The following is a 13,788-nucleotide window of genomic DNA, read 5'->3' as shown; positions in this document are numbered from 1 at the left end:
CGCAAATTGGGGCGAACTGGATGGACCGACTTCTGATGGATTCTGCGCAAGCTGTTGAAGTTAAAGAAAAAGCCCCGGAAGCCGAAGGCCCGCCGGCGATCGCATCGAGCCCCGAGCGGTTCATCAATCGCGAGCTTTCCTGGCTGCACTTCAACCGCCGCGTCCTGGAGGAATCGGTCAATCCCAGCCACCCCATGCTGGAGAGGGTGCGATTCCTGTCGATTTCAGCGAATAACCTCGACGAGTTCTTCATGGTCCGCGTCGCCGGCATCAAGGCCCAGGTGCGCGAGGGTATTGCTGAGCGCAGCCCCGACGGTCTGACCCCGTCCGAGCAGCTCGCGCTCATCAACCGGACCGTCTCGCAGCTTGCCTCCGACCAGCAGGCAATCTGGCGCGACCTGCGCGGCACGCTCGCCGACGAGGGTATCGTGCTGGTCGAGGGCAAGGAGGTCACCAAGGCGGAACGAACCTGGGTCGAGGACTACTTCCTCAGCAACGTGTTCCCGCTGCTGACGCCGCTCGCGATCGACCCGGCCCACCCCTTCCCGTTCATTCCGAGCCTCGGCTTCACCATCGCGCTCCAGCTCACGCGCGCCGCCGACGGCAAGCAGATGAACGCGCTGATCCGCATGCCCGGCAAGATCGACCGCTTCATCCGTCTGCCGGCTGACGGCAAGGTCGTCCGGCTGATCTCGCTGGAGCAGGCCACCGCGCTGTTCATCAACCGCCTGTTCCCCGGCTACAATCTTCACGGCCAGGGCGCCTTCCGCGTCCTCCGCGACTCCGAACTCGAAATCGAGGAAGAGGCCGAGGATCTCGTCCGCCTGTTCGAGACCGCGCTGAAGCGCCGCCGCCGCGGTTCGGTGATCCGACTCGAGATCGACGCCAAGATGCCGGAGCAGCTGCGCAGTTTCGTGCAGCACGCGCTGTCGACCGCCGACGACGAGGTGTTCCTGGTCGATGGCGTGCTCGCCATGAACGAGCTCTCGCAGCTCACCCGCCTTGACCGGCCCGATCTCGAATTCACCCCTTACGTGCCGCGCCATCCCGAGCGCGTGCGCGAGCAAGGCGGCGACATCTTCGCTGCGATCCGGCAGAAGGACCTCGTCGTCCATCACCCCTACGAATCCTTCGACGTCGTGGTGCAGTTTCTCCAGCAGGCGACGCGCGACCCCGACGTCGTCGCCATCAAGCAGACGCTCTACCGCACCTCCAGCAACTCGCCGATCGTGCGCGCGCTCGTGGAAGCCGCCGAAGCCGGCAAATCCGTCACCGCGCTGATCGAGCTGAAGGCCCGCTTCGACGAGGAGGCCAACATCCGCTGGGCGCGCGACCTCGAACGCGCCGGCGTGCAGGTCGTCTACGGCTTCCTCGAACTGAAGACCCACGCGAAACTCTCGATGGTGGTGCGGCGCGAGGGCGGCAGCCTCACGACCTACGTCCACACCGGCACCGGCAATTACCACCCGGTGACCGCGCGCATCTACACCGACCTCTCCTACTTCACCTCGGAGCCGACCATCGGCCGCGACGCCGCGCGCGTGTTCAACTTCATCACCGGCTACGCTGCGCCGAGCGATCTGGAAAAGATGGCGGTGTCTCCGCTGACCTTGCGCAAGCGCATCATCGAGCACATCCAGGGCGAGACCGCGCATGCGCGGCACGGCCGGCCTGCTGCGATCTGGATGAAAATGAACGCGCTGGTCGACCCCGATATCATCGACGCGCTCTACGAGGCCTCCCAGGCCGGCGTGCAGGTCGAGCTCGTGGTGCGCGGTATCTGCTGCCTCAGACCCGGTATTCCCGGCCTGTCGGAGAACATCCGCGTCAAGTCGATCATCGGACGATTCCTCGAACACGGCCGAATTTACTGCTTCGGCATGGGCCAGGGCCTGCCGAGCGCGAAAGCGGCTGTATATATCTCCTCAGCCGACATGATGCCGCGCAACCTCGACCGCCGCGTCGAGGTGCTGTGTCCGCTGCAGAATCCCACGGTGCATCAGCAGGTTCTCGAACAGATCATGGTCGCGAATCTCAAGGACAATGAACAGAGCTGGCAATTGTTGCCGGACGGGTCCTCAACGCGTATGAAGACCGCGAAGGGCGAGGAGCCTTTCAACGTCCACAACTACTTCATGACAAATCCGAGTCTGTCTGGCCGTGGTAAGTCGCTCAAGGAATCCTCGCCGCGCCGCCTCACGCGCCGTAATGAACGTCATCAATCCTGATCCGGGATCGTCGACGTGAAGCGGCCGCGCAAGCGCGGCTCGAGCGTCGCGGTCATCGACATCGGCTCCAACTCGGTCCGTCTCGTCGTCTACGAGGGACTGACGCGGAGCCTCATTCCCATCTTCAACGAGAAGACGCTGTGCGGCCTCGGGCGCGAAGTGCAGAGCACGGGACTGCTTGCGCCCGACGCCGTCGACAAGGCGCTGACCTCGCTCAAGCGCTTCCGTGCGCTGTGCCGGGTCATGCAGGTCGGGCGGGTGTTTGCGATTGCGACCGCCGCCTGCCGCGATGCCTCCAACGGCGCCGACTTCATCGCGAAAGCCGAGCGCATCTGCGCGGTGAAGATCGAGATCCTGTCGGGCCCGCGCGAGGCGCGGCTGTCGGCGCTTGGCGTGATCTCCGGCATCCATCATCCTGACGGCATCGTCGGCGACCTCGGCGGCGGCTCGCTCGAACTGATCGACGTGCGCAAAAACACCGTGCGCAGCGGCGTGACGCTGCCGCTCGGCGGCCTCGCGCTGCAGGACCTCGCGCATAAATCCCTGAAACGCGCCGACCGCATCGTGCGCGAAGCGCTCGATGGGGTGCCGCAGCTCAAGGCGGGGAGCAGCCGCAGCTTCTACGCGGTCGGCGGCACCTGGCGCGCGCTTGCGCGCATCCACATCATCCAGAGCGGCTATCCGCTGCAGGTGATGCACGGCTATTCGATTTCGGCGGCCGAGGCGCTCGATTTCTCGCGTCGTCTCCGCCGGCTTGCGGCCGCCGGCATGCTCGCCGACATCGAGATCGTCGCCGATGCCCGGCGTCCGCTCCTCACCTATGCGGCGCTGGTGCTCGAGCACATCATCCGGGTGGCGAAGCCGAAGACCATCGTGTTCTCGACCTTCGGCGTGCGCGAGGGCCTGCTGCACGAGAAGCTGCCGGAGTCCGAGCGCAACAAGGACGGACTGATCTGCGCGGCCGAGGAGCTGAACCAGCTGCTGTCGCGTTCGGCAAAGCACGCCCGCGAGCTGATCGCCTGGACCGACCGCCTCGCGCGCGTGGTGAAGCTGCGCGAGACCGAAGAAGACCGCCGCCTGCGCCACGCCGCGTGCCTGCTGTCCGACATCGGGTGGCGCGTGCATCCCGACCATCGCGGCGAGCAGACGCTGAGCCTCGTCGTCAACGGTAATTTCGGCGCGATCACCCACACCGAGCGCGCCTTCGTCGGGTTGTCCGTGTTCTATCGCTATGCGGGCCTCAGCGAGGAGAACCAGCCGCCGGTCGCCATGCAGGAGCTGCTGACGCCGGCGCAGCTCGAACGCGCCCGCCTGCTGGGCGCGGCCTTCCGCGTCGCACATCTGATCTCGGCGGCGCGTCCGGGCGTCTTGCCCGCGACGCATTTCCGCAGCATGGGCCGCAAGCTGTTGCTGGTGTTCGAGCACCGCCTCGGCGATCTCGTCGCGGATCGAGTCGGCAGCCGCTTCCGCGCGCTCGCCCGCCTGATCAACCGCGCCGGCTCGATCGTCCGACGCTAGCGCTTTTCCCAAGAGATCATGCTCAAAAGATAGATCTACTCCGCCGAGGCCTTGACGTGGCGTTCGGAGGACTCGAGCGCGGCCGCGCTCATGCTGCGGCGGCGCCAGATGGAGCCGACGACCAGCACGACAACGACGCCGAGAGCTGCGCAGAGATAGTCGCCGCCTCCGCCGCCATGGGCGAATTGCGGCGGGATGCGCAAGGCGCCGAGCATGTTGTCGAGCGAAGCGCCGAACGGACCGTCGAACAGCGCATGCAGCCTCGGCGCGATGCCGGGATCGGTCGCGATCACTTCGCCCGCGATCCAGCCGAGCAGCGCCGCGCCGGCCCACACCAGAACCGGCAGCTTTGCGAGCAGCGCCATGATCAGCGCCGCGCCGGCGACGATCAAGGGCACGCTGATGGCAAGACCGAGCACCAGCAAGGGCACGCTGCCATTGGCGGCCGCGGCCACCGCAATGACGTTGTCCAGGCTCATGACGATGTCGGCAACGACGACGATCTGCACGGCCTGCCACAGATGCGACGCCGACTCGACGCCGTCCTCGTCCTCTTGCTCCGGCACCAGCAGCTTGGCCGCAATCACGATCAGCGCGAGGCCGCCCACCAGCTTGAGGTACGGCAACTCCATCAGGCTCGCGACGATGCCCGTGAAGATGATCCGCAGCAGCACCGCGGCGCCCGCACCGAGGATCATGCCCCACAGCCGATGCCGCGGCTTGAGGCCGCGACAGGCAAGCGCGATCACCAGCGCATTGTCGCCGGACAAGAGGATGTTGATCCAGATGATCTTGCCGACCGCGACCCAAAAGGTCGGTTCGGCCATCTCAACGCGGAACTGGGTGAAGAATGCCCCGATCGTAGCGGGATCGAAGATCTGCCAGAGCCAGTTCACACTACGTCCTTTCGCCGCGTCTCGTTACCTTATCGGCTGACGGATCAGCCGACGATCTCGTTGCCCGAGAAGAACTGCGCGATCTCGATCGCGGCGGTCTCCGGCGCATCCGAGCCGTGCGCGGAGTTCTCGCCGATCGACTTTGCGTAGAGCTTGCGGATGGTGCCGTCAGCCGCCTTGGACGGATCGGTCGCGCCCATCACGTCGCGATACTTGGCGACGGCACCCTCGCCTTCCAGCACCTGGACGACCACGGGGCCCGACGTCATGAACTCCACGAGCTCACCGAAGAAGGGGCGCGCCTTGTGGACCGCATAGAAGGTCTCGGCCTGTTCCTTGGTCATGCGGATACGCTTCTGCGCGACGATGCGCAGGCCCGCCTTCTCGATCACGGCGTTAACCGCACCGGTGAGATTGCGCGCGGTGGCGTCGGGCTTGATGATCGAGAAGGTGCGTTCGATGGCCATGATGTTGTCCTTGAAGAGAAACAGTGGTTCGGAGTTGCCGGGCTTATATCGGCGCCTTCGCGATACGGCAAGCGACCGCCCAAACGGGCTCGCGGGCGCTTCGCCGCAGGCCGAGGGCGAGTGTTCACCTGAACCGATACTTGTAGATGGCGGCGATCTGGGCGTCCGAAGGTCGGCGTCGGGCTTAGGGCCGCTTTCGACCCCATGACGTTGAGTGCTGACCTCTCGTGTCTCGATTCGCGGACGAAACGGGAATCAGGTGTTCACCCCTTCGTGCGAACGCTCCATGGCACGCTTGTAGGCGTCGCGGCCGGTGGTGCGGGCGAGATAGGCCTGTTCGGCGTCGCCGAGGGTGATCCCGCAGTTCCGTTGGCCCAGGTTCAGGGCGTAGGTCACCGAGATGTCGGCTGCTGTGAAAGCCTCGCCGGCAAGGTAGGACGAGTCGGCAAGCCGTTGGCTGACAAGCTTTAGCCGCTTCTGGAACGACTGCAGGCACCAGGTCGCGCCCCAGTTCTCCCGTTCGGCGTCGGGCGCGATGAAGCGGCTGACGACGACGGGCATCATCAGGGTCGCGAGACCGGCTTCGCCCAGATGCAGAAATTGCTGGTAGGCGGGGAACGTGGGATCCTGCGGCGCGGGCGCCAGCGGCGTCGCCCGTAGCGGGCCATCAGGTACTCCATGATCGCGATCGACTCGACCATGACGACGTCGCCGTCCTGGATCGCCGGGATGTAGTCAGCGGGGTTGACCGCCAGGAACTCGGGGTCCTGCTTGGCGGCCAGCATGTCCACCTGCCGCACGCGGTAGGGAAGGCCCATCTCCTTCAGCACCCATACGACCCGGATCGATCGCGAGGTCTGTCCGCCCCAAACGGTGATCACGCGAAGGCCCCTTCCTGGTGTGACTGAGGATCGACCATGGCAGACTCTATATGACCGTAGCACTCAAGGCAGACGCGAAGCTTAGCTTCAGCGTGGTCTCCTTCCCATCCATTGCGGACGCGTGGTGGGTCCCCCTTTCAGGGTTGGAAGTCCAACGTGGATTACAATGATTTCACCCAGATGAACCCATTCTGAAGGCCTCGTCAGGGTTTGGTTCAGCCTCGCTCGGATAACCTCGGGTCCATCGAAACCAAAGCCTCTTTCAGAGGCAGACCGTTTCGGCGGCCTTTCCATCGACGCGATAGCCCCGCGCCAACAGATTTGAGGAGATCACCATGTTGAGGAAACTTTCCCTCGCCGCCGTCGCCGCGGTTGCGCTTGGTGCCGCGCTGGCGCCGACCTCCGCCTCCGCGCACTGGCATGGTGGCGGCGGCGGCTGGCACGGCGGCGGTGGCTGGCACAACGGCCACGGCTGGGGTGGACCGCGCTTCTATGCTCCCGTCTCCTACGGCTATGGCGGCTGCTATGTGCGCCGGCTGGTCCCGACTCCCTGGGGACCCCGCTGGCGGATGATCAACCGCTGCTACTGAGCCCGACAGCACCTTTCCAAAGATACCTGAGCCCCCAAGGTACCTTCCAGGCGAAGCCCCGGCGTCCCCCAGCGCCGGGGCTTTGTATTCGGAGAGGATATTGCGCGGCTTCACACAATTTTTGCTAGAATGCCGCGCAATCGCCGCGAGTGGCGAAACCATTTGGGGGCCAAGGACTTGGTACCGTGTCGCTTCTTTGAGAACACGGAACTCTGATGGTTAGCCTTTTCGCCGACGATAGCGAGCAAATCGACCGGCGCACCAGCCGCTCGATCCGCGATGCGGTGGGCGAACGGCTCCAGCAGAGCCTGCGGCCCGAAGCCAGGCTGCCGACGCACCTCGAGCAACTCCTCAATGAGCTGAAGCAGCGCGAGCGCGATTCGCACTGAGTTGACAAACACCGGCTTGCAAACACAGAAAAACGGGTTGCGTTTGATCGCGGGTGCGGTGACAAGGCCGCATGCTCTCCATCACCGACCTCTCCATCCGCCTCGCCGGACGCCTTCTGATTGACCAGAGTTCCGTGCAGATCACGCCCGGATCCCGCGTGGGCATGGTCGGTCGCAACGGCACCGGCAAATCGACCCTGTTCAAGGTGATCCGCGGCGAGCTCGCCGCCGAGCACGGCACGGTGAGCCTGCCGCCCCGCTGGCGCGTCGGCAGCCTGGCGCAGGAAGCGCCGAACGGCCCCGAGAGCCTGATCTCGGTCGTGCTCAAGGCCGACCTCGAACGCGACGCACTGCTCACCGAGGCCGAGAGCGCGACCGACCCGCACCAGATCGCCGAGATCCAGACCCGGCTGGTCGACATCGACGCGCATTCGGCGCCGAGCCGTGCCGCAGCCATCCTTTCCGGTCTCGGCTTCTCCGCCGCCGACCAGCTCCGCCCCTGCGCCGAATTCTCCGGCGGCTGGCGCATGCGCGTTGCGCTCGCCGCAACGCTGTTTGCGGCTCCCGACCTGTTGTTGCTCGACGAGCCCACCAACTATCTCGACCTCGAAGGCACGCTGTGGCTCGAGGATCACCTCGCGCATTATCCGCGCACCGTGATCGTGATCAGCCATGATCGCGACCTGCTGGAAAGCTCGGTCGACCAGATCCTGCATCTGGATCGCAGCAAGCTCACCCTTTACAAGGGCACCTACTCCTCCTTCGAGGAGCAGCGCGCCATGCGCGAGATGCTCGATGCCAAAGCGGTCAAGCGCCAGGAAGCCGAACGCGCCCGCCTGCAAGCCTTCGTCGACCGTTTCAAGGCCAAGGCCTCGAAAGCCCGCCAGGCGCAGTCCCGTGTGAAAATGCTGGAGCGGCTGAAGCCGATCACGGCGCTGGTCACCCAGGACGTACGCGAGATCAGCTTTCCCGCGCCCGAGAAAATCCTGTCGCCGCCGATCATCGCCGCCGACAACGTCGTGGTCGGCTACGATCCGACCACGCCCGTGCTGAACCGCGTCACCTTGCGCGTCGATAATGACGACCGCATCGCGCTGCTCGGCTCAAATGGCAACGGCAAGTCGACTCTCGTGAAGCTGCTCGCCGGCCGCCTCGCGCCGTTCTCGGGCAAGGTGACCCGCGCCGACAAGCTCTCGATTGCCTATTTCGCCCAGCACCAGCTCGACGAATTGAACGAGGATGCCTCGACCTACGACCACGTCCGCAAGCTGATGGGCGAGGCGCCGGAAGCCAAAGTACGCGCCCGCGCCGGTGCGATCGGCTTTTCCGGCAAGGCGGCCGATACCAAGGTCGGAAAATTGTCGGGCGGCGAGAAGGCGCGGCTCCTGCTGGGACTGGCGACCTTCTTCGGCCCCAACATGATCATCCTGGACGAGCCGACCAACCATCTCGACATCGACAGCCGCGCCGCGCTTGCGGAAGCCATCAACGAATTCCCCGGCGCCGTCATCATGGTTTCGCATGATCGCTATCTGATCGAGTCCTGCGCCGATCAACTCTGGATCGTCGCCGACCGCACCGTGACTAATTACGACGGCGACCTCGACGAATATCGCCGCCTGGTGCTGTCCGCGCGCAATGGCGAGCCCGCCCCGCGCGAGCGCAACGCGCCGAGCGAGAAGCCGCAGCGTCCGAGATCGGACAATCGCGGCTCGCTGAAGAAACGTATCGCGGAAGCTGAGACCGAGATCGCCCGCGTCAGCGCGATCATCAGCAAGATCGACACTGCGCTGGCCCTGCCCGACATCTTCACCCGCGATCCCAAGCAGGCCGCGCAACTGTCGAAAGCGCGCGCCAATGCGGCCGACGCGCTGGCGCGCGCCGAGGAGCAGTGGCTCGAGGCGAGCACGCAGTTCGACGAGGCGGCGGGCTGACGCCTCCGCGACCGGCCCGACATTAAAATCGCAAAAACAACCCCATGCACAGTACCGGTATTTTGCTACCCGGTGATTGGCTGTTGAATGGACTGTTTTTTACCGTGGTGACTTAGCCCGCTCACGCAGCGATGTCGGCACGAATTGAGCAGGAATGGCTCAGTCCGCGAATTGGCCCGCTGCCTTGATCATCGGAGCCCAACGGTCGACTTCGCTCGCGAGCATCGCGGCCAGCGCCTCCGGCGTCGCCTTCTCCTGCGGGACCGGCTCCGTGTTGATGTCGTTGAACCGGGCGATCAGCGTGGAATCCCTAAGGGCGGACTGGAGCGCCGCGGTCAGCTTCTGAACGACCGCCGGTGGTGTTCCCTTGGGGGCATAGATGCCGTGCCAGACACCAAGTTCGAACCCTTTGAGGCCGGCCTCGTCGGCGGTCGGCAGATCGGGCAGGCTCTTCAGCCGCTCCTTGGTGGTGATCGCATAGGCCTTGACCTGCTTCGACATGATCGGGCCGGTGGTATTCGTCGCCTGGTCGCAGGTAAGATCGATCTGCCGGCCGAGAAGGTCGTTCATGATGGGGCCGTTGCCCTTGTAGGGCACCGCGGTGAGCTGCTTCTGGATCGCTGTCATGAACAGCATGCCGCAGAGATGCGACGCCGCGCCGAGTCCGGCATTGGCATAGGTCAGCTTGTCGCCCTGCTGTTGGGCGTAGGCGATCAATTCCTTCAGCGTGTCGGCCGGAAAATCCGGACGCGCGATGATGGTCATCGGCGCATTGGTCACAAGCCCGATCGGCGCAAAGGCCGTCTTCGTGTCATAGCTGAGGTTGCGGTACAGTGTGGCGGCCGTCGAGAGGCCGACATGATGGATCAGCAGCGTGTATCCGTCGGGCTGGGCTCGCGAGGCGCGGGTCGTGGCGATGGTACCACCGGCGCCGGGCGCGTTCTCGACGACGACCTGTTGGCCAAGCGATTTCGCCATGCCGGCCGCGGTCAGGCGAGCAATCGTGTCCGTAGGTCCGCCGGCGGCGAACGGCACCAGCATGGTGACGGGCCTGATCGGATAGTCCTGGGCGAGCGCCGCGCCAAACGGCAGGACCAGAGCCGATACGAGGGCAATGAGCCGCATGCTTTCCTCCAAATTTTTTTGCTTGCTCCTATGTACGCATTCCGGGCTGCGGGGCCACACCAAAATGACTTCATCAGGAGTGGCGCGCCCGCGGCATGGTGTAGCTGCCGAAAAGCCCGATTGGTTCTCAGCGCGTCTCGCGAAGCTTCGTCGGCATCATGCGGGAACTAGCGCTCGCGCATGATCTCGTGCCGGTAGCGCTGCAGCGGCGATAGCAGGTAGCTCAGGATGGTGCGCGAACCGGTCCTGATCTCGACGGTCACCGCCATTCCCGGCGACAGGCTGACGAGGCGGTCGTCCACCTGCATCTGGGTGCGATCTAGCGAGATGCGGGCGCTGTAGCTCAACTCCTGCCCGCTGGGCTCGCTGCTGTCGCGTTGTGTCGCGAGCGGACGGTCGCTCCCGCGCTCCTGCGGCCGGTCGCGGATGATGGCGTCCTGCGAGACGCTCACGACCTGGCCTGCGAGAAGCCCGTAGCGGGTGAAATTGAAAGTGTCGATTTTGATGGCAGCACCCTGCCCGGCCTCGACAAATCCGATATCGCGATTGGAGATCATCGCCTCGATCTCGAGCCGCGTATCGGTCGGCACGATTACCAGCAGCGACTGCGCGGGCGTGACCACGCCGCCCACGGTGTGGACCGCAAGCTGCTGCACGACGCCGTCGACCGGCGACGTCAGTTGCTGAAGCCTCGTCCTCTGCTGCGCCTTGATCAGATCGCGTGCGACGCCATTGGCTTTCTGTTCGCTCTTAGCCAGCTCGTCGGAGAGACTCTTCCTGTACTCGGCCAGGGCCTGGATGCGGGTCTCCCGGATCGCGGCGACGGCCGCCTCGGCCTCCTTCAAGCGGCTGCTCTGGACGCGAAGCTCCTCCTGCTGCTCGATCTGGAGCTGGAGGGTCTCATAGTAGGTCAGCTTCGAGCCGATCTCCTTCTCCATCAGCGTCTTGCGGATCTCGACACGCTGCTGGGTGATCGGCAGCAACGCATCAAGCTTGTGAATCGTCGCCGCAATCGTCTGATGTTCGGCCTCCTTCTGCGCTTCCTGACGTGCCAGCGCCGCGAGCTTGGCCCTGTTCTCGCTGACCTGATTGGCGAGGAGCTGCCGTTGCGTCGCAACCAGCATGGGATCGGCATCCTCTGGTACGACGAGATCAGCGGATACCCCTTCGCCGCCCGCCAATGCGGCGCGGAGGCGCGCGACGTTGAGCCGCTCGGCCATGAGATCGTCATGCAGACGATCGCGCTCTGCGGCGTTCACCGTCGGATCGAGCTCGATCAGCAGGTCGCCCGCCTTGACCGATTGCCCGTCCTGCACGTGAATGGCGCGCACCACGCCGGTCTCGAACGGCTGGACCACCTTGCTTCGCCCGCTCGACACGACCTTGCCGGTTGCGGAGGCCACGATGTCGATCGTGCCCCAAGCCGACCAGGCCAGCGCCGCGCAGACAAGCAGCATGAGGGCCAGGGCGATGGCGCGGCCGATCGGCGATGGCGGTGTTTCCGTGATTTCCAGCGCCGCCGGCAGGAAGGCGACTTCCTCGGCGCGCCGGCCCTTTCCATTCCGGAACGGGATCACGGTCTGCTCCGGACGAGCGGCCGGCACAGTGTTAGCCGACCTCATAAATGCCTCCCTGGAGACGATGCAGGGCGGCATAGCGGCCGCCGGTCTTGATCAGCGCATCATGCGTGCCGTCCTCGACCAGACGGCCGCGTTCCAGGGTGAAGATGCGATCGGCGCCGCGGACGGTGGACAGACGGTGCGCGATGATCAGGACGGTGCGGCCTTTCGCGATCTCCTTCATGTTGTCATGGATGATCCGCTCGCTTTCATAGTCGAGCGCGCTGGTGGCTTCGTCGAAGATCAGGATCCGGGGATTGCCCACCAGTGCGCGGGCAATCGCGATGCGCTGGCGCTGCCCGCCCGAGAGCGTCGAGCCGCGCTCGCCGACCACCGTATCGTAGCCCTCGGGGAGCTCCAGAATGAAATCATGCGCGCCCGCCAGCTTCGCCGCATCGATGATGCGATCCATCGGCAGGCTTGGATCGGCCAGCGCGATGTTGTCGCGCACCGACCGGTTGAACAGCATGTTGTCCTGGAGCACGATTCCGATCTGCCGACGGAGTCCGGCCGGGTCGGTCGTCATCAGATCCATTCCGTCGACCAGCACGCGGCCGCCTTGCGGTACATAGAGACGCTGCACCAGCTTGGCGAAGGTGCTTTTGCCCGAACCGGACGATCCGACGATGCCGACGGTTTGTCCGGCTGGAATGTCGAATGAGACATCGTGCAGGATCTCCGGCCCATCGGGCCGGTAGCGGAAAGAGACGTGCTCGAAGCGGATGTTGCCCCGGATCGGCGGCAGCCCCGCGCGGGCCGCGGAGTAAGCAGGCTCCGCCGCGCTGTTGAGGATGTCGCCGAGCCGGGCGATCGACAGTCGCGCCTGATGAAAATCCTGCCAGACCTGCGCGAGCCGCAGCACCGGGGCCGACACCCGCCCTGCGAAGATGTTGAAGGCAACGAGCTCGCCGACGGTCAATGCGTCACCGATCACCAGTCTGGCGCCGACATAGAGAATGGCGGCGGTGACGACCTTGCTGACGAGCTGCACCAGCTGGCTAGCCGTGTTGCCGAGGCTGGTGACACCGAAGCTCGCGGAGACATAGCCTGCGAGCTGCTCTTCCCAGCGGCGCTGCATCTGCGGCTCGACCGCCATCGCCTTCAGCGTTTCGATGCCGCTGACGCTCTCGACCAGGAAGGCCTGGTTCTCGGCGCCGCGGCGGAATTTCTCGTCCAGCCTGCGGCGAAACAGCGGCGTCGCCACGGCCGAGATCGCGATGTAGAACGGGAACGATGCCAGCACGATGAAGCTCATCTGCGCCGAATAGGCGAACATCACCGCCAAGAACACCGAGGTGAAGACCAGGTCGATGAGAAGCGTCAGCGACGAGCTGGTGATGAAATTGCGGATGTTCTCGAGCTCACGGACCCGGGCCACGGAATCTCCGACGCGCCTGGCCTGAAACCACGCCATCGGCAGCGCCAGCAGGTGGTGGAACAGGCGTGCCCCGAGCTCGACGTCAATGCGGTTGGTGGTGTGCGCAAACAGGTAATTGCGCAGGATCCCGAGCACGGTGTCGAACAGGGAGACGACGACGAGGCCAATGACGAGGACGTCGAGCGTGGACAGCGAGCGGTGCACCAGCACCTTGTCGATCACGACCTGGAAGAACAACGGCGAGACCAGCGCAAAAAGCTGGAGGAAGAACGAAGCCGCCAGCACCTCGCCCAGCAGCCGCCGGTATTTGCCGATCGCGCCGATGAACCAGGTGATATCGAAGTGCCGCCCGAGGTCGGACAGGCCGGCGCGCCGAACCATCAGGATCAAGCCGCCGTCCCAGATCGCGCACAGCTCGTCGCGATCCATCAGTACCGGACGCGGCGCCTCCGGGGACTGCACCAGCACCTTATCGGCGGAGGCCTTTGCGATGACCATGAAGCCGCCGTCCCGCAGCATTGCGATCGCAGGCAGCGGGGTGTCCGACAGACGGCTCCACTGCGTTCGATAGGTTCGCGCTTTAAGTCCGAGAGACCTGGCGCAGCGGACGATATCCGCTGCGCCGAAGCTTGCCGCGCCCAGCCGGTGCCTGAGCTGCTCGCGATCGGCCGCAACACCTTGCAGATGCAGCAGTGTCAGCAATGCATCGAGCCCCGTATCGGTGGAGACCGCGTTCGTCGTCATGAGCGTTCTCCGGGCCGAT

Annotated in this window: 10 protein-coding genes and 1 pseudogene; 5 read left to right on the top strand and 6 right to left on the bottom strand. The window is 64.9% G+C overall.

Annotated features, from left to right (window positions below; genetic code table 11):
• The first annotated feature begins 35 nt into the window (after nt 1–35).
• Together ACIPUD_RS05730 and ppx are read left to right on the top strand one after the other, a co-directional pair.
• Nucleotides 36–2,228, top strand: coding sequence for an RNA degradosome polyphosphate kinase (locus ACIPUD_RS05730; protein ID WP_026233127.1), 2,193 nt, complete (start codon nt 36–38; stop codon nt 2,226–2,228).
• Between the two features lie 15 nt (nt 2,229–2,243).
• Nucleotides 2,244–3,746: an exopolyphosphatase gene (ppx, locus tag ACIPUD_RS05725; RefSeq protein ID WP_085352941.1), complete on the top strand. Its 1,503-nt coding sequence runs from the start codon at nt 2,244–2,246 to the stop codon at nt 3,744–3,746.
• Nucleotides 3,747–3,781: 35 nt separating this feature from the next.
• On the opposite strand, the gene ACIPUD_RS05720 is transcribed toward ppx, so the two are convergent.
• The 3 genes and pseudogenes from ACIPUD_RS05720 to ACIPUD_RS05710 form a co-directional block, all read right to left on the bottom strand.
• The gene (locus ACIPUD_RS05720) at nt 3,782–4,642 is read right to left on the bottom strand and encodes a TerC family protein (protein ID WP_018456272.1); all 861 of its coding nucleotides are present in this window, start codon (nt 4,640–4,642) and stop codon (nt 3,782–3,784) included.
• 44 nt (nt 4,643–4,686) lie between these two features.
• Entirely contained in the window at nt 4,687–5,109 is a 423-nt protein-coding gene (gene ndk / locus ACIPUD_RS05715; RefSeq protein ID WP_018456271.1) for a nucleoside-diphosphate kinase, read from the bottom strand.
• A 255-nt stretch (nt 5,110–5,364) separates the two neighbouring features.
• Nucleotides 5,365–5,990, bottom strand: a pseudogene (locus ACIPUD_RS05710) (glutathione S-transferase family protein).
• Between the two features lie 335 nt (nt 5,991–6,325).
• Here ACIPUD_RS05710 and ACIPUD_RS05705 point away from each other — a divergent pair.
• The 3 genes from ACIPUD_RS05705 (at nt 6,326) to ACIPUD_RS05695 (ending at nt 8,903) form a co-directional block, all read left to right on the top strand.
• Nucleotides 6,326–6,580, top strand: coding sequence for a sulfur globule protein precursor (locus ACIPUD_RS05705; RefSeq protein WP_247368370.1), 255 nt, complete (start codon nt 6,326–6,328; stop codon nt 6,578–6,580).
• Between the two features lie 215 nt (nt 6,581–6,795).
• Nucleotides 6,796–6,969, top strand: a complete 174-nt coding sequence (locus tag ACIPUD_RS05700) for a hypothetical protein (RefSeq protein ID WP_007609361.1) — start codon at nt 6,796–6,798, stop codon at nt 6,967–6,969.
• 71 nt (nt 6,970–7,040) lie between these two features.
• The gene (locus ACIPUD_RS05695) at nt 7,041–8,903 is read left to right on the top strand and encodes an ABC-F family ATP-binding cassette domain-containing protein (protein WP_018459084.1); all 1,863 of its coding nucleotides are present in this window, start codon (nt 7,041–7,043) and stop codon (nt 8,901–8,903) included.
• Between the two features lie 159 nt (nt 8,904–9,062).
• On the opposite strand, the gene ACIPUD_RS05690 is transcribed toward ACIPUD_RS05695, so the two are convergent.
• The 3 genes from ACIPUD_RS05690 to ACIPUD_RS05680 form a co-directional block, all read right to left on the bottom strand.
• A complete protein-coding gene (locus ACIPUD_RS05690) occupies nt 9,063–10,028 on the bottom strand; it encodes a tripartite tricarboxylate transporter substrate-binding protein (protein ID WP_204511001.1) in 966 nt (321 codons plus the stop codon).
• Nucleotides 10,029–10,195: 167 nt separating this feature from the next.
• On the bottom strand, nt 10,196–11,650 hold the full coding sequence (locus ACIPUD_RS05685; RefSeq protein WP_446480240.1) for an HlyD family type I secretion periplasmic adaptor subunit: 1,455 nt from the start codon (nt 11,648–11,650) through the stop codon (nt 10,196–10,198).
• A complete protein-coding gene (locus tag ACIPUD_RS05680; RefSeq protein ID WP_247368731.1) occupies nt 11,637–13,769 on the bottom strand; it encodes a type I secretion system permease/ATPase in 2,133 nt (710 codons plus the stop codon). The genes ACIPUD_RS05685 and ACIPUD_RS05680 overlap by 14 nt, the downstream gene beginning before the upstream one ends.
• Between the last annotated feature and the right edge of the window lie 19 nt (nt 13,770–13,788).

It is taken from the genome of Bradyrhizobium sp. CAR08, assembly GCF_052871955.1.
The sequence above is the reverse complement of the archived record's forward strand: the minus strand, read 5'-3'. Positions and strand labels throughout refer to the sequence as shown.